This is a genomic window from Devosia sp. 919, assembly GCF_013185965.1.
In the GTDB taxonomy this organism is placed as follows: domain Bacteria; phylum Pseudomonadota; class Alphaproteobacteria; order Rhizobiales; family Devosiaceae; genus Devosia.
Genome location: NZ_JABAOL010000001.1, coordinates 1,271,529 through 1,293,099, shown reverse-complemented (window position 1 = coordinate 1,293,099; position 21,571 = coordinate 1,271,529). Strand labels below are relative to the sequence as shown.

Annotated in this window: 20 protein-coding genes; 9 read left to right on the top strand and 11 right to left on the bottom strand. The window is 63.8% G+C overall.

All coding sequences use genetic code 11. The features are described 5' to 3' along the window. Positions 1–44: 44 nt before the first annotated feature. The 5 genes from glyS to HRQ64_RS06160 form a co-directional block, all read right to left on the bottom strand. Positions 45–2,069, bottom strand: a complete 2,025-nt coding sequence (gene glyS / locus HRQ64_RS06180) for a glycine--tRNA ligase subunit beta (RefSeq protein ID WP_172122613.1) — start codon at positions 2,067–2,069, stop codon at positions 45–47. Positions 2,070–2,157: 88 nt separating this feature from the next. Beyond that, the gene (locus tag HRQ64_RS06175) at positions 2,158–3,078 is read right to left on the bottom strand and encodes a glycine--tRNA ligase subunit alpha (RefSeq protein ID WP_127752213.1); all 921 of its coding nucleotides are present in this window, start codon (positions 3,076–3,078) and stop codon (positions 2,158–2,160) included. Positions 3,079–3,130: 52 nt separating this feature from the next. Then, a complete protein-coding gene (locus tag HRQ64_RS06170) occupies positions 3,131–3,373 on the bottom strand; it encodes a hypothetical protein (RefSeq protein WP_172122612.1) in 243 nt (80 codons plus the stop codon). Positions 3,374–3,376: 3 nt separating this feature from the next. After that, positions 3,377–4,219 carry a S49 family peptidase gene (locus HRQ64_RS06165; protein ID WP_248306934.1) on the bottom strand — a complete coding sequence of 281 codons (843 nt, stop codon included), beginning with the start codon at positions 4,217–4,219 and terminating at the stop codon, positions 3,377–3,379. Positions 4,220–4,267: 48 nt separating this feature from the next. Continuing rightward, the gene (locus tag HRQ64_RS06160) at positions 4,268–5,053 is read right to left on the bottom strand and encodes a methyltransferase (protein WP_172122611.1); all 786 of its coding nucleotides are present in this window, start codon (positions 5,051–5,053) and stop codon (positions 4,268–4,270) included. Positions 5,054–5,147: 94 nt separating this feature from the next. Between HRQ64_RS06160 and HRQ64_RS06155 the strand changes: the two genes are divergently transcribed. Beyond that, the gene (locus tag HRQ64_RS06155) at positions 5,148–6,161 is read left to right on the top strand and encodes a polyprenyl synthetase family protein (RefSeq protein ID WP_349236678.1); all 1,014 of its coding nucleotides are present in this window, start codon (positions 5,148–5,150) and stop codon (positions 6,159–6,161) included. On the opposite strand, the gene HRQ64_RS06150 is transcribed toward HRQ64_RS06155, so the two are convergent. The 3 genes from HRQ64_RS06150 to HRQ64_RS06140 all read right to left on the bottom strand — a co-directional run bounded on the left by HRQ64_RS06150 (position 6,158) and on the right by HRQ64_RS06140 (position 10,504). Continuing rightward, positions 6,158–7,033 carry a 4-(cytidine 5'-diphospho)-2-C-methyl-D-erythritol kinase gene (locus tag HRQ64_RS06150; RefSeq protein ID WP_172122610.1) on the bottom strand — a complete coding sequence of 292 codons (876 nt, stop codon included), beginning with the start codon at positions 7,031–7,033 and terminating at the stop codon, positions 6,158–6,160. The genes HRQ64_RS06155 and HRQ64_RS06150 overlap by 4 nt on opposite strands. Before the next feature lie 8 nt (positions 7,034–7,041). Further along, positions 7,042–8,754, bottom strand: a complete 1,713-nt coding sequence (locus HRQ64_RS06145) for a tetratricopeptide repeat protein (RefSeq protein ID WP_248306982.1) — start codon at positions 8,752–8,754, stop codon at positions 7,042–7,044. Positions 8,755–8,857: 103 nt separating this feature from the next. Next, positions 8,858–10,504 carry an electron transfer flavoprotein-ubiquinone oxidoreductase gene (locus HRQ64_RS06140; RefSeq protein ID WP_172122608.1) on the bottom strand — a complete coding sequence of 549 codons (1,647 nt, stop codon included), beginning with the start codon at positions 10,502–10,504 and terminating at the stop codon, positions 8,858–8,860. Between the two features lie 67 nt (positions 10,505–10,571). Here HRQ64_RS06140 and HRQ64_RS06135 point away from each other — a divergent pair, with 67 nt between their 5' ends. The 3 genes from HRQ64_RS06135 to moaB all read left to right on the top strand — a co-directional run bounded on the left by HRQ64_RS06135 (position 10,572) and on the right by moaB (position 13,291). Continuing rightward, entirely contained in the window at positions 10,572–11,381 is an 810-nt protein-coding gene (locus HRQ64_RS06135) for a uracil-DNA glycosylase (RefSeq protein ID WP_127752207.1), read from the top strand. A 97-nt stretch (positions 11,382–11,478) separates the two neighbouring features. Next, positions 11,479–12,777: an MFS transporter gene (locus HRQ64_RS06130; protein ID WP_172122607.1), complete on the top strand. Its 1,299-nt coding sequence runs from the start codon at positions 11,479–11,481 to the stop codon at positions 12,775–12,777. Then, positions 12,755–13,291 (top strand): molybdenum cofactor biosynthesis protein B, encoded by a 537-nt coding sequence (moaB, locus tag HRQ64_RS06125; RefSeq protein ID WP_172122606.1) that lies wholly within the window; start codon positions 12,755–12,757, stop codon positions 13,289–13,291. The genes HRQ64_RS06130 and moaB overlap by 23 nt, the downstream gene beginning before the upstream one ends. Before the next feature lie 58 nt (positions 13,292–13,349). Here moaB and HRQ64_RS06120 read toward each other — a convergent pair whose 3' ends face one another. Further along, complete coding sequence (locus tag HRQ64_RS06120) at positions 13,350–14,834, bottom strand: MDR family MFS transporter (protein ID WP_172122605.1); 1,485 nt, start codon at positions 14,832–14,834, stop codon at positions 13,350–13,352. Between the two features lie 326 nt (positions 14,835–15,160). Here HRQ64_RS06120 and HRQ64_RS06115 point away from each other — a divergent pair, with 326 nt between their 5' ends. From HRQ64_RS06115 to HRQ64_RS06105, 3 genes are all read left to right on the top strand, one after another. Beyond that, on the top strand, positions 15,161–16,309 hold the full coding sequence (locus HRQ64_RS06115; RefSeq protein WP_172122604.1) for a PA0069 family radical SAM protein: 1,149 nt from the start codon (positions 15,161–15,163) through the stop codon (positions 16,307–16,309). Between the two features lie 64 nt (positions 16,310–16,373). Continuing rightward, complete coding sequence (locus HRQ64_RS06110) at positions 16,374–17,045, top strand: ribonuclease HII (protein WP_172122603.1); 672 nt, start codon at positions 16,374–16,376, stop codon at positions 17,043–17,045. Positions 17,046–17,127: 82 nt separating this feature from the next. After that, complete coding sequence (locus tag HRQ64_RS06105) at positions 17,128–18,261, top strand: site-specific DNA-methyltransferase (protein WP_172122602.1); 1,134 nt, start codon at positions 17,128–17,130, stop codon at positions 18,259–18,261. Between the two features lie 305 nt (positions 18,262–18,566). On the opposite strand, the gene HRQ64_RS06100 is transcribed toward HRQ64_RS06105, so the two are convergent. After that, entirely contained in the window at positions 18,567–18,986 is a 420-nt protein-coding gene (locus tag HRQ64_RS06100) for a helix-turn-helix domain-containing protein (protein ID WP_127752200.1), read from the bottom strand. Positions 18,987–19,042: 56 nt separating this feature from the next. On the opposite strand from HRQ64_RS06100, the gene HRQ64_RS06095 reads away from it, so the two are divergent. Continuing rightward, complete coding sequence (locus HRQ64_RS06095) at positions 19,043–19,651, top strand: NAD(P)-dependent oxidoreductase (RefSeq protein WP_172122601.1); 609 nt, start codon at positions 19,043–19,045, stop codon at positions 19,649–19,651. Between the two features lie 132 nt (positions 19,652–19,783). Further along, positions 19,784–20,395 carry a glutathione S-transferase gene (locus HRQ64_RS06090; RefSeq protein WP_172122600.1) on the top strand — a complete coding sequence of 204 codons (612 nt, stop codon included), beginning with the start codon at positions 19,784–19,786 and terminating at the stop codon, positions 20,393–20,395. 42 nt (positions 20,396–20,437) lie between these two features. On the opposite strand, the gene HRQ64_RS06085 is transcribed toward HRQ64_RS06090, so the two are convergent. Then, the gene (locus tag HRQ64_RS06085; RefSeq protein ID WP_172122599.1) at positions 20,438–21,496 is read right to left on the bottom strand and encodes an A/G-specific adenine glycosylase; all 1,059 of its coding nucleotides are present in this window, start codon (positions 21,494–21,496) and stop codon (positions 20,438–20,440) included. Between the last annotated feature and the right edge of the window lie 75 nt (positions 21,497–21,571).

Genomic DNA, 21,571 nt, shown 5'->3' with positions numbered 1-21,571 from the left:
GGCAGGGGAAACGAGCGGGGCTACCCCCGGGGTTCCATCCACAGCTAGCCCGAAATCTTGGAGAAATCGGCCACCAGATGCATGGTCTGGCGCAGGCGCCCCAGAAGGTTGAGCCGATTGATGCGCGTGGCGGGATCGGGATCGTTGACCAGAACCGCTTCAAAGAACGCGTCCACGGGTGCGCGCAAGGCGGCAAGATCGCCCATTGCGCCGGTAAAATCATCCTCCGCCACCCGGGCGGCCACTGCCGGCTGCACCGTCGTGACGGCCGCGGCCAGCGCGGTTTCCTCGGGCAACTGCAACAGCTCGGGCTTGACCTCGCCATCATAGGTCAACGAGAACTTCTTTTCCTCGGCGGCAAGGATATTGGCGGCGCGGCGATAGCCGGCCAGCAGATTGGTGCCGTCGGGCGAGGACAGTAGCGACGACAGCGCTTCGGCACGCTGGGTGATCTGCAGCATGTCATTGCTTTCGGGAGAGAGCACCGCATCGATCAAATCGTGACGGGCGCCCGCATCGCGCAGCGACACCTTGAGCCGGTCATGGAAGAAGGCCAGCAGGTCGGGCTCCACCAGCAAGGGGAAGCGCAAGCCGTTCTCGGTGATGATCCGGATCACGCCCAAGGCGGCACGGCGCAGCGCAAAAGGATCACGCGAGCCGGTCGGCTTTTCGTTGATGCGCCAGAACTCGGTCAGCAGATCGAGTTTGTCGGCCAGCGCTACGGCGATCGCGACTGGATCGTTGGGGACCTCGTCGGTAGGACCAAGCGGCTTGTAGTGCTGCTCGATGGCATTGGCGATGTCAGCAGGCTCGCCCTGCGCCAGGGCGTAATAGCGCCCCATCAATCCCTGCAGTTCAGGAAACTCACCGACCATGCCGGTGGTGAGGTCAGCCTTGGCCAGCATGGCGGCGCGCTTGGCGCGTTCGGGATCGGCCCCCACCTGCGGCGCGATCTCGCCTGCCATTTTCACCAGGCGCTCGACGCGGGCAAACTGGGTTCCGAGCTTGGCGTGGAACACGGTGTCTTCGAGCTTGGGCAGACCGTGCTCGAGCGGAGTTGCCAGATCCCCTTCGTAGAAGAACTTGGCGTCGGACAGGCGAGCGCGAATAACGCGCTCATTGCCGGCGATGATCGCGGCGCCGCCGTCGATCGCCACCGTATTGGCGGTGATGATGAAATAGGGGGCCAGGCGCCCTGCCCCGTCGCGCAGGCAGAAGCATTTCTGGTTGGCGCGAATGGTGGCGATGATCACCTCTTCGGGCAGTTCCAGAAAGGCCGGGTCAAACGCGCCCATCATCACCACAGGCCATTCCACCAGCCCTGCCACTTCCTCGAGCAGGCCTTCGTCGCCAATCACGGACAGGCCGCGCGCAAAGGCGAGGTGTTCGGCATCGCTGCGGATGATGTCCTTGCGCCGGTCAAGGTCGAGCACAACCTTGGCGCGCTCCAGCCCCATCAGATAGTCTTCAAAGCGCCGGACCCGGATGGCGCCAGGTGCAAGGAACCGGTGGCCATAAGTGGTCTGACCCGAGCCGACCCCTGCAGCCTCGAAGGGGATGATGATTGGCTCGTCATTTTCGGTACCAAAGGTCGCGGTGATGGCGCGCAGCGGGCGCACCCAGCTGGTGCTGCCCGAGCCCCAGCGCATCGACTTGGCCCAGGGAAAATCGGCGATCACGCGCGGCAGCAGGCCCAACAGAATCGTTGCGGCCTCGGCGCCGGGCTTGTGGATATGGGCCACGTAGAACTCGCCCTTCTTTGGATCGCTTTCGATCTTGGCCTGCTCGATCGCGCTCAACCCGGCCGAGCGCAAAAAGCCATCGATTGCCGGCTGGGGCGCGCCAACCTTTGGGCCCTTCTTGTCTTCATGCGTGTCGGGCGAGCGCGGCGGAATGCCCGAAACCGTCAGCGCCAACCGGCGCGGCGTCACGAACGCCTTGGCGCCCTCGTAAACGAGACCCGCATCCACCAATGCTGTGGTCACCGCCTTGCGCAAGTCTTCGGCAGCGCGGCGCTGAAGACGGGCAGGGATTTCCTCGGAAAACAGTTCGAGCAGCAGATCGGGCATGGTTTAAACCGGGCGTTCGAGCGTGTGGGGTGTGCCTAGCAAGGGGAGGAAGCCTTGTCCATTGCAGCGGCGTGCGGGGTCTGGCGCCTCAGGCGCCACCGCCCGCGGTGTGCAGCCAGGCTTCGCCACAGGCCTTGGCCAGTTCGCGAATGCGTAGAATATAGCTTTGCCGCTCGGTCACCGAGATGACGCCACGAGCGTCGAGCAGGTTGAAGTTGTGCGAAGCCTTGATCACCTGCTCATAGGCCGGCACGGCCATGGTGTGGCGGTCGCCCTCGCGGCCTGCTTCCAGAATGGCCCGGCATTCCTTTTCCGCATCAGCGAAATGGCGGAACAGGATCTCGGTATCGGCCGCCTCGAAATTGTACTTGGACTGCTCCTGCTCGTTCTGCAGGAACACATCGCCATAGGTGACCTTGGAGTTGCCGCCGCCACCATTGAAGTTGAGGTCGTAAACGTTCTCGACCCCCTGCACATACATGGCGAGGCGCTCGAGCCCATAGGTGATTTCACCCGGCACCGGCGAGCACTCAAAGCCCGCCACCTGCTGGAAATAGGTGAACTGGCTGACTTCCATGCCATCGCACCAGCATTCCCAGCCCAGGCCCCAGGCGCCCAACGTCGGGCTTTCCCAGTCATCCTCGACAAAGCGGATGTCGTGCAGGGCGCTATCAAGACCGATCGCCGCCAGCGACTTGAGATAAAGCTCCTGAATGTCGGGTGGCGACGGCTTCAGGATAACCTGGAACTGATAATAATGCTGCAGGCGGTTGGGATTTTCGCCATAGCGCCCGTCCTTGGGCCGGCGCGAAGGCTGCACATAAGCGGCGTTCCAAGGCTTGGGGCCCAGCGCGCGCAAGGTGGTCGCGGTATGGAAGGTGCCGGCGCCCATCTGCATGTCATAGGGCTGCAAAATCACGCAGCCCTGCTCGGCCCAGAAATTTTGGAGCGTCAGGATCATGCCCTGGAACGAGTTCTTGGGGTCCATATGGGCGGGGCGGTCAGTCATGGGCGTGGTCCCTTTGTGCGGGTCCATCCTCTATTGAGGCTGCCGGGAGCGGTCAACGGCGATTGTTCTCGTCGCCGGGTCCGCCCGGCCGGTAGGTGCCGTCCGCGTCGCGCTTGAGATCGATCACACCCGGCTTGGCGCGCTCGGCCTGGTCGCGCTCGCGGCGCAGGCGCCGGGTTTCCTCATCCTGGCTCTTGAACTGGCCCTGCCAGTCGCGCCAGATCTTGCGAACACCCAGATAGATGGCCGCGGCGATGACGAGATAGATGGCGAGGCGAAGCAGAACTGCGGTCATTGGCTATAGTCCCAGCCGGGACCACAAGGCGCGGTCCTCCAGCGTAGCGGTCATGGCGGCGGGCAGTTCAGCGGCAAAGCTGAGGCGTGGCACGCCAAACCAGGACCGCTTGGGCGCAATGAACTTGAGCACGACATCGGCGCCGTACCGGGTGCGCAGCGTTGCATGCAGGTCGCCAATCGCATCCACCAGCCCTAGTTCAACGCCGCGAAGCCCGGGCCACCATTCACCGGTGAACAGCACCTCGTCGGGGGCGCGCAGCCGGTCGCCCCGCCGCGCTTTCACATGCTCGATAAAGACCGAATGGATATCGAGCTCCACCGCCTTGATGCGCTCAACATCGCCCGGATTTTCCGGCAAGAAGGGGTCCAGCGTGGATTTGTTGCGGCCTGCCGTGTGCACCCGCCGCTCGATGCCGAGCTTCTCCAGTGCGCCCACAAACCCGAAGCCGGCCATGATCACGCCGATAGAGCCCACGATCGAAGAGGGATCAACGATGATCTCGTCACCCGCCACGGCAATGAAATAGCCCCCGGACGCCGCCGCATCCTCCACGAAGACGAGAACCGGCTTGCCATGCTCGTCGGCCAGGTCGCGAATGCGCTTGGAGATCAGGCGCGACTGCACGGGCGAGCCGCCGGGAGAATTGACCACAATGGCGATGGCTGGCGCTGACTTGATGGCGAAGGCGCGCTGCAGCAAGGGCTCCACCGAAGCAATGCTCAGCCGCCCTTGGCGCTGTTCAGCGGCGATCACGCCGTGAAGCCGAACCACGGGGATAACCGTCTTGTTGCCGCCCAGGCGACGCCAGATCCGGCCCATCCAGGCGGGGGTTTGAACAGCCATCAGGTTCCTTTCACGCTCGCCGCCCCATTTAGGGTGCATCTAGGGGGATTACCAGACAAGCCGCGCCTCGCCGCGGAAGATTGCTTCAAACTCGGGCCGGAACGCCCGGCCATGTGCCTCATGGAGCGCCCGCGCGCCAAGCAGCGTCAACGGCGTCCGCGATCCCTTGATGCCGCGCAGCAGCACTCGGGTGGCAGGACCATCGGGCCGCGCGCAGAGCGGCAGGATGGTCAGCGCCCCGAACCGTCGGCCAAACGCGGCCAGCAAGGCTTGCAGCCCCTGCGCGGGATAGATGAAAATGGCCTCGCCCCCGCCCGCCGCAGCGCCCGCGGCTGATTTGACCCAGAGTTCGAGTTGTTCATTTTGCATGTGCCGGGCTCCCGCCCGACCCTGTACGCGGGCCAGCGTGCCCCCGGCAGCATCGAAAAACGGCGGATTGGCGATAACCGTCTCGTAAGCATTCTCCTCGATTCCCGCCCCCTGACGCGCACTGCCCGGCCCGGCCACATCGGCATGCGCGTAGCTCACCCGCTCCGCAAAGCCGTTCACCGCCGCATTATCCTGTGCGAGCGCCAGCATGGCCTCATCGCGCTCGGCAAGCGTGGCGCGCAAGGCCGGAGCATGCGCGAGGGCCACGAGGGCCGCGGTCCCCACGCCACTGCCCAGATCCAGCAGTGTTTGCGCGCTAGGGGGTACCGAAGCCCCCAAAAGCACGCTGTCGAGCCCCGCCCGGAAGCCCCGCGCCGGTTGGCGCACAGTGATGCGGCCGCCCAGAAAGGCGTCTGACGTCGTGGTTTGCTGTTGGACAAAGTCGCTGGTCTGGTCTAGGGACATCGCACCCAATTGGCCGGTTTTTACGCGAGCTTAAGTGGCAAGCGCATCAGGCTCAACCAGATTTGCCAGTAGGGGCAAACGAGGACCGTACCGCGTGTCTGTTGTTACGCAATCCAAACCGGCATTCAGTGCCAATGCTGTTGATCGGCTGATCGATGCTACTGCCGCTGACATGGCCAAGGTCAATGCGCTGATCCTGGCGCGGGCAGATTCGCATGTCGAGATGGTGCCCGAGCTGGCCCGCTACCTCATCGAAAGCGGTGGCAAGCGCCTGCGCCCGATGCTGACCGTGGCTGCGGCGTCCCTCTTTGGCAAGGGCACCGGCTCGGCCATCAATTTCGCCGCCGCCGTCGAGTTCATGCACAACGCCACGCTGCTGCATGACGATGTGGTCGATGAAAGCGATATGCGCCGCGGCAAGCCCGCTGCCCGCATGGTGTGGGGCAACAAGGCCTCGATCCTCGTTGGCGATTTCCTCCTCGGCCAAGCCTTCATGATGATGGTGGAAACTGGCGACATTGCAGCATTGGGCGTGCTTTCCGCCGCGTCGGCCGCCATGGCCGAGGGCGAAGTGTTCCAGTTGGCCAAGACTGGCGATCTTTCCACCACGCCCCAAGACTATGCCGAAGTGATCCGCGCCAAAACTGCGGTGCTGTTCCAGGCCGCGTGCGAAGTGGGCGCGATGTCGGGCGGCGCCGATGCGCCGGGCCGCAAGGCTTTGGCCCGCTACGGGCTTGAGCTCGGAACCGCCTTCCAGCTGGTGGACGACGTGCTCGATTACCGGGGAGAAAGCGACACGCTGGGCAAGAACAGCGGCGATGACCTGCGCGAGGGCAAGATGACGCTGCCCGTTATTCTGGCGCTGGCCGATGCCAGCGAGGCCGAGCGCGCAGTGATCACCGGCGCGCTGGGCGATGCCCAGGCGAGCGACGATCAGGTGCGCAGCGTTGTTGCCATTATGGAGCGGCACGATACCCTTGGGCGCACCATAAGGCAGGCCCATGCCCATGCGGGTGCCGCCCGCGACGCGCTCAACGCCGCTCCCGCTGGGGCGATGAACGCGCTCTTGGCCGACGTGGTCGAATTCAGCGTGATGCGCCTGTTCTAGGGCCCGAGGACCGGCGCCGCGGCAATCCAATGGTCTGGCGTCGTCCGACGCATTTCATGGGCCGCCTGATGCGCCTGCGCACCCGAGCCGAACAGCCCGAACACCGTCGCCCCTGATCCCGACATGCGTGCCAGCATGCAGCCTGGCGCCGCTGCAAGCCGAGCAATGATGCGGCCGATCTCGGGCACCAGTTCCACTGCCGGCGCCTGCAGGTCATTGCGGGTTTCGGCCAGCCAGATGCCCAGTTGCGCGGGCCGGGTCATCGGCTCGGGCAAGGCTGGCATTGCCGGATTGTCCTTTTTGAGCAGGCGCCGGAACACTTCGGGCGTCGAGACCGGCACCAGCGGATTGACCAGCACCAGATAGCATTCGGGGAAGGCTGGCAGCGGCGAAAGGATCTCCCCTACCCCGCGCGCCACCAAAGGGGCGGATACGAGGCAGGCGGGGACATCCGCACCCAACCTTGCCCCCAGCTCAGCCAGTTCCGGGACAGGGATCGGCGTGGCCGACAGATCGGCGAGCAGGCGCAGCGCCGCCGCCGCATCGGCGGAGCCCCCGCCAATGCCCGCGGCCACCGGCAAGTTCTTGCGCAGCCGCATGGCGAGGCCCCGCGGCACGGCCTCAGGCCAGCGGGCGCGAAAGGCGGCCACGGCACGCGACACCAGATTGGTATCGCCCCCGCTCAGGCCACGCGCAAAAGGGCCAATGATCGCAAGACTGTCGCTGGCCGCTGGCGCCGCTTCCAGTTCGTCGGCCAAGTCGGCGAACACCACCAGGCTTTGCAGGTCGTGGTAGCCGTCGTCACGCCGACGGGTGACATGCAGCGCCAGATTGACCTTGGCTGGCGCCGACTGCGTCCAATACTGCCCCATGCCCCGAACTACTGGGCGGCCGTTTGTTCGGCCAGACCATTGGCCAGCTTGGGCTGCACACGCTCCTTGACGACACCGATATCGTCCACCGAGGCCGCCACATTCCACTGGAACTTGGCCTCGAGCCGCCGCCCGGCGCGCCAATAAGCGTCGCCCAGATGGTCGTTGATCTCGGGGTCGTTGGGCTGCAACTGCACGGCCTGTTCGAGGGTCTTTACCGCTTCTTCCATGCGGCCAAGCTTGTAGAAGGCCCAGCCCAGCGAATCGACGATATAGCCATCCTGGGGCATGGCAGCGACGGCCTTTTCGATCATGGCCAGTGCCTCTACGAGGTGCATGTCCTTGTCGATCCAGCTATAGCCCAGATAATTGAGCACCTGCGGCTGGTCGGGGCGCAGTTCAAGCGCCTTGAGGAAATCGCGCTCGGCTTCGGGCCACTGCTTGTTGCGCTCATAGGAGATGCCGCGCACATAATAGAAGCGCCAATCCGATGCATTCTCGCCGCCGGTGAGGTCCAGCGCCGTGGAATAGGCCTCGATGGATTTGGCATATTGCTCGTCGGTGCGCAGGATGTCTCCATAAACCGACACCGCATCGAGGTCATCGGGCTGGGTCGCCACGATATTGCCCAGCCGGCGCAGCGCCTCGGGACGATCACCCATATTGTCGAGGTTCTGGGCGACCCGAACCACCGCGGTTGGCTTCATCGCCGAATTGGCCGGAACGCTTTCATAGATGCGGTTGGCCGCGTCATGCTGGTCGGCCGCATCAAGCACCTGGCCGAGGGCCAGCGCCACCACATCAGCCGACGGATCGAGATACAGCGCGAGGCGCAGGAACATGACCGAGACGTCCATGCTGCTGTCGCGCGCCAGCGCCACGCCGATGCCGTGGAACATTTCGGCCGCACCGACCTGCACATTGGCCGCAAAGATCCCCGGGCGCTGCCCGGCATCGACCGCTTCCTTGACGATGGTGACAACGGGATGGCTCAGCCCCGCATCCTGGAACTTGGCGATGGCGGCCTTGGCCTGGTCGAACTCGCCGGCATTGGCGAGCACGCGAGCATAAACCTCGACGATCCGAGCTACGCCGGGCTCGGCATCGAAGGCCTGGCCGGCATAGCGAATGGCGCGCTGGTTGTCCCCGGCCGCTTCCGCCATGAGAGCGCGATGAAACACGAGGAAATCCTCAAGCCCACCCTGCCCCAAGCCATCGAGCAGCTTGTCGGCTTCCTTGACGCGATTGTCGCCAATCATCGCCCAGGCCCGCAAGATACCCGCCGTGATGCCAACAAAGCTATCCTGGCCCACCGAGGCCAGCATGCGGTCGGCAGCCCCGTAGCGGCGCTCCTTGAGCGCTTCGGTCGCCAGCACCAGTTCGGCAAGCTGGTTGCCAGGGTCGAGCTCGAGCAGGTGCCGGGCCGTGGAGGCCGCTTCCCCGATCTGCCCATCGGCCGCAAGGCCAATAAAGGCGCGTTCCACCATGACCGGGTTGTCCCAGTCGGCCTTGGCTGCATCGCTGAAATAGCGAGCGGCTTCCTCGGTACGCAGATCCTTGAGCGCCCCTTGCCCGGCCAGATAGGAGCCGGTCACGCTGGGGCGGAACAGCGACAGCATGTCGAGCGTGGACGTGGGGGCCGTTTGGGCCGCCAGGGGAACCACGAGGCCGGTCAGCATCAGGGCAACAAAGGCGGGTCGCGCCAGACGATTGGATAGCATTGACACGAGGCTTGGATCTCCCTTGGCCGAACCGGCCCAGTTCTGGGCGGCAAGATTGGCGGTTTTGGGACCGCGCCGCAAGTGCGGCCGGTCGGCGGGTCAGTCACATTCCGCTGTAGTTGGGACCACTGCCACCTTCGGGCGGAACCCAGGTGATGTTTTGCGCGGGATCCTTGATGTCGCAGGTCTTGCAGTGCACGCAATTGGCCGGATGGATGCGAAACACCGGTTCGGCTCCTGAGCGATCCAGCTCATAAACCCCCGCCGGGCAATAAAGCGGGGCCGGCTCACCATAGCGCGGCAGGTTTTCGCGGATCGGCACGGTCGGATCGGTCAATCGCAAATGATTGGGCTGGTCCTCGTCATGGGCGAGATTGGCCAGAAAAACCGAAGCGGCGCGATCAAACACCTTTTGCCCGTCCGGGCGCGGATAGGTCTTGGGCGTCACTTCGCTCAGGGTGCGAGTGGCAGCGAAGTCCGCCCCCTTGTGGCGCAGCGTGCCCAGCACGGACCGGCCCAGGATTGCGCTGCTCCACATTTCAGCGCCCGCCGCGGCAACGCCCATAGCCGTGCCAAGGCGCGACCACAGGGGTTTGACATTGCGCACAGCGCGCAACTCGTCCTCGATCCCGGTGGCCATGATGCGGCCGGCAAAATCCTCGATTGCGTCGTGCTGGCGCCCCGCTGCAATGGCGGCGCCCACCGCTTCGGCCGCCCCCATCCCCGACAGAATCGCATTGTGGATGGCCTTGAGGCGCGGCGCGTTCATGAACCCTGCCGCGCAACCAATCAGCCCTCCACCAGGAAAGGCCAGCGTCGGCACCGATTGCCAGCCGCCCGTCGCCAGCGCCCGCGCCCCATAACTGAGGCGCGTCGCCCCTTCGAGCAGCGCCGCGATCTTGGGATGGGTCTTGAACCGCCCGAACTCGTCAAAGGGCGAAAGCGTCGGGTTGGCGTAATCAAGATGCACCACCAGCCCGAGGTAAAGCTTGCGGTCCGCCGCATGATAGGCAAAGCCGCCACCCGAAGTGCTGTTGTCGAGCGGAAAGCCCAGAAAGTGGTCCACCCGCCCTGGCTCGTGCCGGTCGGCGGCAATTTCCCAGACTTCCTTGATCCCGAGCCCATATTTCTGTGGCTCGCTGGCGAGGGCAAAATCGCCGATCACCGCCCTGGCGAGCGAGCCGCGTGCCCCCTCCGCCAGCAGGGTATATTTGGCTTCAAGGGCAATGCCTTCGGCAAAGCCCGGCTTGGGATTGCCCGCATGATCGCGCCCCAGATCGCCGGTGATGATGCCCCGGACCGGCCCTTCGGGGCTGCGCAGCACATCGACGGCTGCGGTCATGGGGAAAATATCGACGCCCAGCGCCTGCGCCTGTTCGCCCAGCCAGCGCACGAGATCCCCAAGGCTGACGATCACTCCTCCTGGCGTCTGCGTTTGCGGCGGCATCAGCCAATGGGGAAAGCTCACCCCGCCGTTGGCGCTGAGGAAATGGTAGGTGTCGCGCGTGACCGCCGGGCCCACCGGCGGGCCCATTTGGCGCCAATCGGGCAAGAGGGCATCGAGGCCCCTGGGGTCCATCACCGCGCCCGAAATGATGTGGCCGCCGATCTCGGCGGATTTTTCCACCACGGTGACCCCCAGATCGGGATGGAGTTGCTTGAGGCGAATAGCCGCTGCCAGCCCCGCAGGACCAGCGCCAACGATCACGACATCGGTGGAAAGGCTTTCGCGCTCGCCCGCTTCTGCCATGAAATCTCCGTCGTCTCTTTCCACGCGCGGCTGGCCGCGGCAAACGCGGTGTGCCATAACAGAGAACATGGCCGAGATGCGACCGCTAAATCACGCCGAGATGGTCTCGGTGCTCGAATGGTATCGGGCTGCCGGTGTGGACCTGGCCCTTGGCGAAGAGCCGGTGGACCGCTTCAACCAGCGCCCGCCTGCCCGTGTTGCCCCCAGCCCCGCCGTCCCCAATCCCGCCGCCTCGGCCGCGCCGAGCGCACCCATGCCTGCACTCGGGGGCGATCCGGCCGAAGCGCGCAGCCTTGCGGCCAAGGCGCAGAACCTGGTTGAACTCGAAGAGATCCTGCGCGCCTATGATGGCTGCGGGCTCAAGCTCCGTGCCACCCAGCTGGTGTTTGCCGATGGCAATCCCCAAGCTCAGATCATGGTGATCGGGGAAGCCCCCGGCGCCGAAGAGGACCGGCAGGGGCGCCCCTTTGTGGGTCGCGCCGGCCAGTTGCTCGACAAGATGCTCGGCGCCATCGGGCTCGATCGCACCAAGGTTTATATCGCCAATACCGTGCCATGGCGTCCGCCCGGCAACCGGGTGCCCACGCCCGAGGAGCTGGCCCTATGCCTGCCCTTCCTTCAACGGCAGGTGGAGCTGGTGGCGCCCCGTCTTGTGCTCACCGTCGGCGGCCCGGCCATGCAGACGGTGTTCTCCACCAGTACGGGCATCATCAAGATGCGCGGCAAATGGAGCCCGGTGAGCATCGGCAACCATCAAACCGAGGCCATCGCCACGCTTCACCCCGCCTATTTGCTGCGCAACCCTGCGGCAAAGCAGCAGGCCTGGCGCGACCTGCTTAGCCTCAAGGCCAAAATGGACCAATTGGGCATCGGCTGACATTGGAGCTTGGGCTGGGGGATTTTGCCCCCTTAATGTCACCGTTGCGTGATCCAACCACACTCAGCCGAATCAACTCCGTTCCCCCGAAAGCGTCATGGCCTCCGTTGTAAAGATTTACGCCCTCTTCCTTGGCTCTGCCCTGCTGATGTTCGGGGGTGGCCTGCAGGGTCTCTTGCTCTCGGTTCGGGGCGCAGAAGAAGGCTTCTCCCTGCTCTCGCTCGGCCTGATCGGTACCGGCTGGTCGGTAGGCTTTGTTTCGGGCTCGCTCGTCGTCCCGCTCATTGTGCGCAATGTCGGTCATATCCGCGCGTTTTCCGTGATGGCCGCGATTGGCACGGTCACGATCCTCCTTAACCTGCTGATGGTCAACGACATCAGCTGGATTGTCTTGCGCGCGCTATCGGGCTTCTGCTTTGCCGGCGCCGCGATGATCGTTGAAAGCTGGCTCAATGAGGTGACCGATAACCGCAGCCGCGGCACGACCTTTTCGATCTATGTCACGGTCAATATGTGCTCGTCGGTGCTTGGCCAGTTCGCCATGTCCATGACCGGCACCGCCGGCTATGTGCCCTTCGTGCTGGGCGCGATCAGCTTTATTTGCGCAGTGCTGCCGACCGCCCTCACCTCGACGCCCCAGCCGCGTCCCCTGTCTTCGGCCCGGCTCGACCTGCGCCTCCTTTACCGCACCTCCCCCATTGCTGGGATTGCCGCATTCTGCTGCGGCATGGCCAATGGCACTTTTGGCACCCTGGCGCCGGTCTACGGCTATGCCCAGGGGCTCGATGCGGGCGGCATCGCTTTTCTTTTTGCCCTTGCCGCCATTCTGGGAGCCTCCGCGCAAATTCCCTTTGGCCGTCTTTCCGACCGGATCGATCGGCGCCTGGTGATGATCGGGCTGTCCACCTTTGCCGCCCTCGTGGCCCTGACCCTGGTGCTGCTCAACCCGGCCGCCGGTTGGCCGATGTATGTGCTGTTCGCCGCTTATGGCTTTGCCGCCAATCCGCTTTATGCGGTGGCGGTGGCCCATGCCAATGACTTCGCCAAGGAAGGCGAGTTCGCCAAGATCGCTGGCGGCATGCTGCTGACCCTGGGTGTTGGCCTCGCCATCGGCCCCGCCGTCGCTTCCATGATCATGGGTGCATTCCAGCCGGTTGGCCTTTTTGTCGTCACGGGTATCTTCCACGCCATCCTGGCCGTCGCGGCCATCCTGCGCATGCGCATCCGCAACGCGCCCGATGCAGCCACGCGCACCCCGTTCCAGCCCATGGCCTCGGACGAGCAGGTGACGCCAGAAACGGTGGCGCTTGATCCTCGGGCCGATATCGAGGAAACCGAACTCGACGAACAGCAGGCTGCAGCGGAGCAAAGCGATGTTTATCACGGCAAGATTTGACGACCGCGAGTTCCGGCCCCTGTCCATCGCCGTGCTCGCCGTATCGGACACCCGCACGCTCGAGACCGACACCTCCGGCGCCCTGCTTGTTTCCATGCTGGAAGCCGATGGTCATCGTTGCGCTGGCCGCAGCGTGGTGCCTGACGATGTGCAGGCGATCCGGGCGGCCGTTCAGGCCTGGGTTGCGGACCCGCAAGTGGACGTGGTGCTGACCACGGGCGGCACCGGCTTTTCCGGCCGCGATGTCACCCCCGAAGCCATCGAGCCGCTGTTCAATAAGCGCATGGACGGCTTTTCGGTCCTGTTCCACCAATACTCGGCCACCAAGATCGGCACGTCCTCGATTCAGTCGCGCGCCACGGCTGGGCTGATCGGGGAAACCTTTGTGTTCTGCCTGCCGGGCTCCCGCGGCGCCTGCCGGGATGCCTGGGAAGGCATTTTGCGCGACCAGCTCGATTATCGGCACAAACCCTGCAACTTCGTGGAAGTGATGCCACGCCTCGCCGAGCGCTGAAACGCAAAACGGCGGCCCAAAGGCCGCCGTTCTGAAGTGTTATCGAACTTGAGATGCCTTAGTGCCCGTGCACCATGCCCGGCGTGCCGCCCTTGGGCTTGCGCACAAAGAATGCGGCCACGATCGCGAACAGCGAGATAATCGCCCCCACGAAGAACGCCGAGCGGATGCCGCCCGCCGCTGCCGCCAATGGCTCGGTACCACCGGCCAGCAGATTGGCCGACTGCAGGGTCATCAGCGCCACAAACAACGCCGTGCCCGCTGCCCCGGCCACCTGCTGCACCGTGCCGATCACGGCGCTGCCATGCGAATACAGCTTGGGCTGGAGCGAACCGAGGCTCGCCGAAAACAGGGGCGTAAACATCAGCGACAAACCGACGCTGAAGGCCAGATGGGCCGCCAGCAGCCAGCCAAAGGGCGTGCTTTCCGTAACCATGGTCAGGCTCCACAAGACGAGGCTCACAATGGTCGCGCCGGGCACGAGCAGCACGGTGGGACCATGTTTGTCATAGAGCCGACCTACCACTGGCGCGCAGAGCCCCATAACGAGGCCGCCCGGCAGCAGCATCAAGCCGGTCTGCAGCGTCGAGAGCCCCAGCACGTTCTGCAGATAGATCGGCAGCAGGATCAACATACCGAACATCGCCATCATCATCACCGCCATCAGCACCACCGAGATGCTGAAGGTCGGCGTTTGCAGGGTGCGCAGATCAAGCAGGGCACGGTCGCGCTTCTGTAGGGAAAGCTGGCGCAGCACGAAGAGCCCGATCACCACGACGCCAAGCACCAGCGGCGCCCAGGCCGGCACGGGACCGGGATGGCTCGCAGCTTCCCCCAGCCCGCTCAGCCCATAAACCAGGCTGCCAAAACCCACCACCGACATACCGACCGAAATCACATCGATCGGCACGGATTTGGGCGTCGAAACATTGCGGATGCGCGCAAATCCCAGCGCGAGGCTCCCCAGCGCAATCGGCAAAACGAGGATAAACATCCAGCGCCAATCCAACTGCGACAGGATCAGGCCCGAAATGGTCGGGCCGATCGCTGGCGCCACCGAGATCACGGTCGAGATATTGCCCATGGTCTTGCCCCGCGTTGCGGGCGGCACGAGGTTCATCACCGTCGTCATCAGCAGCGGCATCATGATCGCCGTGCCGATGGCCTGCACCACCCGACCCGCAATCAGCAGTTCAATGCCAGGAGCGGTGGCGCAGATCAGGGTGCCGAGCGAAAACGTGCTCATGGCGGCGACAAACACCGGCCGCGTATGAAAGCGCTGCAGCAAGAAGCCGGTGATGGGAATCACCACCGCCATGGTCAGCAGAAACGCCGTGGTCAGCCACTGGCCGGCGCTTGCGGTGATCCCCAGATCGGTCATCAGGTGCGGCAGCGCCACGCCCATGATGGTTTCGTTCAGGATCACCACAAAGGCCGAAACCAGCAGCAGGTTGATCACCAGCCGATTGCGCGCGCCCAGGCCCGGCTCGGCTGCGGCGGCGGATGGGGGCACAGCATCTAAAACAGAAGCATCGCTGGACATGGTGTGCCTTTCGCAGAATTGAATTTGTTCGGTCCCGGGCAGCTGGAACACAGCCGTGACGATCGGGCCAACCCGATTTCGACATCGCCGAAGCGAGTGGGGTTCAGCGCCCTTGGCCGGGTCGGGTGGTTTAGTGGGTGCAAGCGCGCCCGTCCACCCGCCAGAACGCAGGGCAGTCTTGCATCCGCCGTTCCCCACGCCCATTTGATGAGTCTAGGCAGCTCAGCTGTTCACCCTTGTTCTTGTTTTGTTCTCGTGCGTGCGCTATGTGAATCCCACGCTGCGTGCCGTCGCGATTCGACCGGCAAGCGCAAGGAGATCGCCTCATGGCCCTTTATCAAGCGCCGTCCTTTGAAGCCCTGGAAAAGCTCAGCCGCAGCCGCGACGCCGATCTGGCGCGGCGCGAACTGGTCGATCCCAGCCGCAATCGCGGCCGGGGCGCGCAATCCAACCGCAGCGGCCGCTTCGAGCGCCAGGCACGGGAAAGCTTTGATGACGGCTGGAACAGCGTCGAAACGCTGCCCCAGTTCGAAACGGTCGAGCATATCGAGCGCGCCAAGACCATCATCACCAGCAATGACAGCCCCGATATCGGCTTTGATCGCTCCATCAATGCTTATCGCGGCTGCGAGCATGGCTGCTCCTATTGCTTTGCCCGTCCCAGCCACGCATTCCTCGGCCATTCCGCCGGCATCGAGTTCGAGCGCGACATCTATGTCAAAACCAATGCGGTGGAAGCGCTGCGCGCCGAACTCGGCGCCAAGAATTATCGCGTCAAGCCGGTCGCAATGGGCACCAATACCGACCCCTACCAGCCGGCCGAGCGCAAGCATAAGCTGACGCGCGGCATCCTCGAAGTGATGCTGGAAACCCGCCACCCCGTTACCATCACCACCAAGTCGGCCCTCCTGATCCGCGACCTCGATCTCCTGACCGAGTTGGCCAAGCTCCGGCTGGTCAAAGTCGGGATCTCTATGACCTCGATGGACCACAAGCTCAGCCGCAAGATGGAGCCGCGTGCCTCCTCCCCGGCCCGGCGCCTCGAAGCCATTCGGCTTCTGTCGGAAGCGGGCGTGCCGGTCTCCGTACTCGCCTCCCCGATGATCCCGGCGATCAACGACATGGAGCTCGAGCGCATTCTGGATGCCGCCGCCGCCCAAGGTGCCAAGGGAGCCGCCATGATCCTGCTGCGCCTGCCCGGCGAAGTGCGCGACATCTTCCGGGAATGGCTGCTGCGTCATTTCCCCGACCGGGTGCGCCATGTGCTCTCGCTCGTGCGCGATACCCGCAATGGCAAGGATTACGACTCGCGCTGGGGCACCCGCATGACCGGTGAAGGCCCTTATGCGACCCTCCTGACCCAGCGCTTTGAAAAAGCGCGCGAGCGCTATGGGCTCGACGCCAAGCTTCCGGGCCTGCGCAGCGACCTTTTCGTCGCCCCCAAGCTCGAAGACCGGCAGATGAGCCTCTTCTGATTTGTGATCCCGGCGCGACCTGGCGCCGGGTTGACGGCACCGGCCCTCGCCGCAATGCTGCGGCATGCTGATCGAATCACCCATCCAGCTTGAGCCCGATTACTCCCACGAGCTTGCCGCGCAGGCCCGTGGGGCGCGCGTGGTCGCGGGCGTCGATGAAGCTGGCCGCGGCCCTCTTGCGGGCCCCGTGGTCGTTGCCGCGGTGATCCTTGATCCCACCTGCATTCCACTTGGCCTCAACGATTCCAAAAAGCTGACCGAAGAGGTGCGCGAGGCGCTGTTCGCCCAGATCGTGGGCACCGCCCGGGTTTCGGTGGTGATCGCGCCCCCCTCCATCATTGCCACCCGCAATATTCGCGGCGCGACGCTCTGGGCCATGACCCAGGCCGTACACGGCCTTTGCGTTACGCCGGACCGTGTCCTTGTGGATGGGCGCGATGTGCCCATGGGGCTGCCCTGCGAAGGCCTGGCGCTGGTGGGCGGCGACGGGCGCAGCGTTTCCATCGCTGCTGCTTCCATTGTTGCGAAAGTCACGCGCGACCGGATGTGCCGGATCATGGATTGCGATGCACCCCATTTCGGCTTTTCCAGCCACAAGGGCTATTCCACGCCCCAGCATATGCGCGCCTTAAAAGACCATGGTCCGTGCCGCCATCACCGCGCGGATTTTGCCCCTGTTGCCGAAGCGCGCGAGCGGCTGGCGCTGGCGGCTGTCCCGGTCCTGCTCGCCTCTTAACTCCACGCTAACCCATTGCACACGCTCCCTTAACCCTGAGGCGCTACAACAGGAGCGTTAGTGTTGCGTTAGGGTTAAGTGTATGTTGCGTACCGCGCGTCGGGCCGAACCGGCCTTTGCGGAGGAGCCAAGGCGTCTCCCCATCGACACCATTCTTGTGGGCGATTGTATCGACCACATGAACAGCCTGCCCGCTGGCTCGGTGGACCTGGTGTTTGCCGATCCACCCTATAATCTGCAGCTGGAATCGGGCCTGACCCGTCCCGATCAAAGCCGCGTCGATGCGGTGGACGATGATTGGGACAAGTTCGACAGCTTTGCCCATTACGACCGTTTCACCCGCGCCTGGCTGGCGGCGGCGCGCCGCGTGCTCAAGCCCGATGGCGCCCTGTGGGTCATCGGCTCCTACCACAACATTTTCCGCGTTGGCGCGGCGCTCCAGGATCTCGACTTCTGGATGCTCAACGACGTGATCTGGCGCAAGGCCAATCCGATGCCCAATTTCCGGGGTACAAGGTTCACCAATGCCCATGAAACGCTGATCTGGGCGGCCAAGAACCAGAAAAGCCGCGTCACCTTCAATTATGAAGCGCTCAAGCTCGCCAACGACGACACGCAGATGCGCTCCGATTGGCTGTTTCCGCTGTGCACCGGCAATGAGCGCCTCAAGGGCGAGGACGACGGCAAGGTGCATCCCACGCAAAAGCCCGAAGCCCTCCTGTTCCGCATTCTCAATGCCACCACCAAGCCCGGCGACATCGTGCTTGACCCATTCTTCGGCACTGGCACGACGGGGGCTGTCGCGCGCAAGCTCGGGCGCCATTTCATCGGCATCGAGCGCGAGCAGATCTATGTGGATGCCGCGCGCAACCGCATCGCGACCATCCGGCCGGGTGTCTTTGAAGCCCTGCAATCGGTCACGCCCAAGCGCAAGGAAACCCGCATTCCCTTTGGCTCGCTGGTCGAGCAGGGAATGATTGAACCGGGCACGCAACTTTTCGACTTAACCAAACGTTACTTCGCCATGGTTCGTGCAGACGGCTCGCTCGTCTCGGGTTCCCATCAGGGCTCCATCCACAAAGTGGGTGCGCTGGTGCAGGGCGCCGAGGCATGCAACGGGTGGACTTTCTGGCATTACGAACAAGGGGGCCATATCGCTCCCATCGACGACCTTCGGGCGGACATCCGCGCGAAACTTGATTTGCTTTCTGCCTGATCCTGACCTCCAATCATTCAGGCTCTACTTCAAGGCCGCTGGTTCCAAACCGGCGGCCTTTTTCTTTGCCCGGGGTTCTCGGAGGGGCCTTTCCCAGTTGTGCTCACCGGAGCGCTCATGGCTGATGCTGGGATAAACCCTGCATAGACCCCTTCCTGGGGATCGCCATAGAGAACAACACACGCAAGGCGACGGTCCGTGCCCTTGATGCAGCTTCGTTCACGCCGTCGTCCGCTGACATGTGTCAGGCGAAGGACCCGGCATCTTTCGGCCACGGCGCTGGCAGCCAGGTCACGCAGACTTTATCAATCCAGCGACTGCGAGGCCCCGTCATGAAGACGCTGCGCCGCCTCAACCTCCGGCAGCCTGGTTTCTGCCCAATCGATCATCATGCGCAATGCGGTCAGCAGTTCACGGCCAAGGGGCGTAATCGCATAGGTGACCGTTACCGGCGTAGTAGGTTCAACCTCGCGGGTGATGAGCCCGTCCCGTCTAAGCGATTGAAGGGTTTGGCTTAGCATCTTCTGCGAAATGCCGCCGATTTGCCGCCTCAGTTCGTTGAACCGGGCTTCTGAATCTCCCAGCACAAGCAGGATCAGGACGCTCCATTTGTCACCGATGCGGTCGAGCAGCTTTCGTGTCGAACAGTCACTGGCAAAGACGGTTCCGCGTGCCGTTCGGGTTTCCTCGGCGTAACCTGATGTGGTGAAAGTGCCGTCTTGCATGTGTCGTTTCTATCTATAACTAGGTTTCCGTTGGTTACTACCACAGGAGACGACAAATGAAAATCGCAGTACTCGGAGCAAGCGGACGCGCCGGTTCGGAAATCACCAAGGAGCTTGCACGCCGGGGGCACGCGGTGCTCGCAGTGGACCAGAACCCGGATGCCGTGCCCCGTGCTCCGGAAGTAACCGCAGTCAGTGCTGACGCATTCGATCCTGCAGCGCTTTCCAAGGTTATTGCCGGAAGTGACGCTGTCATCAGCGCCTTGCGCTTCGACGTGCCTGCCGCAACTCTATTGTCTGCCGTCAAGCAGGCTGGAATAGGCAGGGTACTGTTCACCGGGGGCGCAGGGAGTCTGGAAGTTGCACCAGGTGTACGGCTTATCGATGCGCCCGACTTTCCCGAGGAAGCCAAACCCTTTGTGCAGGGTGGCATCACCTTCCTTGAAGACCTTCGTGCCGAGCAAGATATCGACTGGATCTTCTTTTCGCCGGCCGCTGACTTTTTTGCTGGCCCGCGTCTTGGTCACTACCGCCTGGGCGATGACAAGCTGGTTGTTGATGAGGCTGGTGTCAGCAAAATCAGCTTTGCGGATTATGCAATCGCCATGGTGGACGAACTTGAACAACATCGGCATAGTCGCGTGCGGTTCACTGCCGCCTACTGATTTCGCTGTAGCAATTGCCGCGGGCCGCCTGCTGCTCACTGGTAATCGTGCCACCCATGCTCCCACAATGGAGCGGAACCTGCAGGTCAGCTAAGGTCACCGGCTGAGCAACCGGAACGGGAGGAGGACGGGATGCAGCTTTATGGAGTGCGCGGCTGGGGTTCGGGCATTGCGGAGGCGATGCTTACGCTCGCCGACATGCAGTATCAACTTATCGATGTCACCGGGTTCGATCAGCCCGGTGCGTCGCGCGATGCGCTTACCGCAGCCAATCCCTTGGCGCAGATACCCACCCTGGTCCTCGCAACCGGGCAGGTCATCACCGAAAGCGCAGCTATCGCGCTTATGGTGATTGATCAGGCACCGCAGCTGGCACCGCCCCAAGACACGCCGGAGCGACTTCGCTTTTATCGCCTGCTGATCTGGCTGGTCGCCAATGTCTACCCGACATTCACCTATGGCGATTACCCCGAACGCTGGGCACCTTCCGCCCCGTCCGAGTTGCGCGCCTCCAGTGATGCTCATCGTCAGCACCTGTATCAGTGGCTGGAAGGCGAAGTTGTCGGCCCCTTTGTCATGGGCGAGAACGTCTCGGTTCTCGATGCTTATCTAGCGGCCATGGTCTCGTGGAGACCGGGACAGGACTGGTTCAAGGCGAATTGCCCGAAGATCGCCGCGGCTGCCGAGCGCACCCGGAACCTCGATCTGCTTGCACCGATCATGAAAGCCAATGGATGGCTGTGAAGTGCAGGGCTCCGGCCTGAACGAACTATCCATGGCCGCCGCTTAAGCCCGCTCCACCCCCGCCGCCGCGAGCACCTTGCGGAACAGCGTTGGCAGCGCTTCCCCGTGCAGATCAGCCGGTGAATTCCACCAGCCGCTGTCAAGCCCGTCGGGCTCCACTGTTGCCGACCACACTTCCAGTTCCAGCCGGAAATGGGTGAACACATGCACCACCTGGCCATGGTGGCGCCAGTCGCCGGGGGCGGGATAGCTGGGTTCGGCCAACGCCTCGCCCCAAGGGGAGCACGGCACTTCGGTCATTTTGGCCAGCAGCCCCTTGTCGGGCCGGGTTTGCAGATACACATCCCCGGCCCCGTCTCGCATCACAAAGGCATGGCCGCGCCGTACCGGCCGCTCCGGTTTTTCTGCCTTGACCGGAAAGCTCAGCGGATGGGCGGTGCGCAGCGCCGCGCACCCCTCCTGCAGCGGGCACAGCATGCACAGCACCGCGCGCGGCGCACAAATAGTGGCGCCCAGATCCATCATCGCTTGGGCAAAATCCCCCGCCCGCGCCGGCACCGCTGTGCCAAGCGCCGCCCGCAATTCCTCCTTGGCCTCGCGCACCGGCACCGGCAGCGCGTAGAACCGAGCCAGCACCCGGTCGAGATTGCCATCGAGCACCGGCACCCGCTCGTCAAAACAAATCGCGGCAATGGCGGCACTGGTGTAGGCGCCAATCCCCGGCAGCGCCTGCAGCGCTTCGCCAGTGGCCGGAAACACGCCACCATGGTCGCGCACCACGGCTTGCGCACAGGCATGCAGGTTCCGTGCGCGGGCATAATAGCCCAGGCCCGCCCATTCCTTGAGGATGCTGTCGAGCGGGGCCGCGGCCATCTCGAACACCGTCGGCCAAAGGCTGGTGAAGCGCACGAAAAAACTTTTCACGGCAGCAACCGTAGTTTGCTGCAGCATCACTTCGCTCAGCCACACCCGATAGGGATCGGGCCGAACACCACGCGCCCGATCGCTCGGTGACACCCGCCACGGCAGGTCGCGCGCATTGCGGTCATACCAGGTCAGAACCGCGGCGGCATCGACGGGGCGGGAATGGGAAAGCTGCATGCCTTCCGTTTGCCCTGCCGCGGCGCCTGCGACAAGGCCGCCTTGGTCACATCGGCGCCAGCAATCGCCGGAAGG

Coding starts and splice junctions, on each gene's coding strand:
- HRQ64_RS06170 (WP_172122612.1), bottom strand. CDS start 3,373: ATGACCGCAGTTCTGCTTCGCCTCGCCATCTATCTCGTCATCGCCGCG.
- HRQ64_RS06135 (WP_127752207.1), top strand. CDS start 10,572: ATGGCCGAGATGCGACCGCTAAATCACGCCGAGATGGTCTCGGTGCTC.
- HRQ64_RS06140 (WP_172122608.1), bottom strand. CDS start 10,504: ATGGCAGAAGCGGGCGAGCGCGAAAGCCTTTCCACCGATGTCGTGATC.
- HRQ64_RS06095 (WP_172122601.1), top strand. CDS start 19,043: ATGAAAATCGCAGTACTCGGAGCAAGCGGACGCGCCGGTTCGGAAATC.
- moaB (WP_172122606.1), top strand. CDS start 12,755: ATGTTTATCACGGCAAGATTTGACGACCGCGAGTTCCGGCCCCTGTCC.
- HRQ64_RS06145 (WP_248306982.1), bottom strand. CDS start 8,754: ATGCTATCCAATCGTCTGGCGCGACCCGCCTTTGTTGCCCTGATGCTG.
- HRQ64_RS06165 (WP_248306934.1), bottom strand. CDS start 4,219: ATGGCTGTTCAAACCCCCGCCTGGATGGGCCGGATCTGGCGTCGCCTG.
- HRQ64_RS06100 (WP_127752200.1), bottom strand. CDS start 18,986: ATGCAAGACGGCACTTTCACCACATCAGGTTACGCCGAGGAAACCCGA.
- HRQ64_RS06085 (WP_172122599.1), bottom strand. CDS start 21,496: ATGCAGCTTTCCCATTCCCGCCCCGTCGATGCCGCCGCGGTTCTGACC.
- HRQ64_RS06175 (WP_127752213.1), bottom strand. CDS start 3,078: ATGACTGACCGCCCCGCCCATATGGACCCCAAGAACTCGTTCCAGGGC.
- HRQ64_RS06150 (WP_172122610.1), bottom strand. CDS start 7,033: ATGGGGCAGTATTGGACGCAGTCGGCGCCAGCCAAGGTCAATCTGGCG.
- HRQ64_RS06120 (WP_172122605.1), bottom strand. CDS start 14,834: ATGTCCAGCGATGCTTCTGTTTTAGATGCTGTGCCCCCATCCGCCGCC.
- glyS (WP_172122613.1), bottom strand. CDS start 2,069: ATGCCCGATCTGCTGCTCGAACTGTTTTCCGAGGAAATCCCTGCCCGT.
- HRQ64_RS06105 (WP_172122602.1), top strand. CDS start 17,128: ATGTTGCGTACCGCGCGTCGGGCCGAACCGGCCTTTGCGGAGGAGCCA.
- HRQ64_RS06130 (WP_172122607.1), top strand. CDS start 11,479: ATGGCCTCCGTTGTAAAGATTTACGCCCTCTTCCTTGGCTCTGCCCTG.
- HRQ64_RS06115 (WP_172122604.1), top strand. CDS start 15,161: ATGGCCCTTTATCAAGCGCCGTCCTTTGAAGCCCTGGAAAAGCTCAGC.
- HRQ64_RS06110 (WP_172122603.1), top strand. CDS start 16,374: ATGCTGATCGAATCACCCATCCAGCTTGAGCCCGATTACTCCCACGAG.
- HRQ64_RS06160 (WP_172122611.1), bottom strand. CDS start 5,053: ATGTCCCTAGACCAGACCAGCGACTTTGTCCAACAGCAAACCACGACG.
- HRQ64_RS06090 (WP_172122600.1), top strand. CDS start 19,784: ATGCAGCTTTATGGAGTGCGCGGCTGGGGTTCGGGCATTGCGGAGGCG.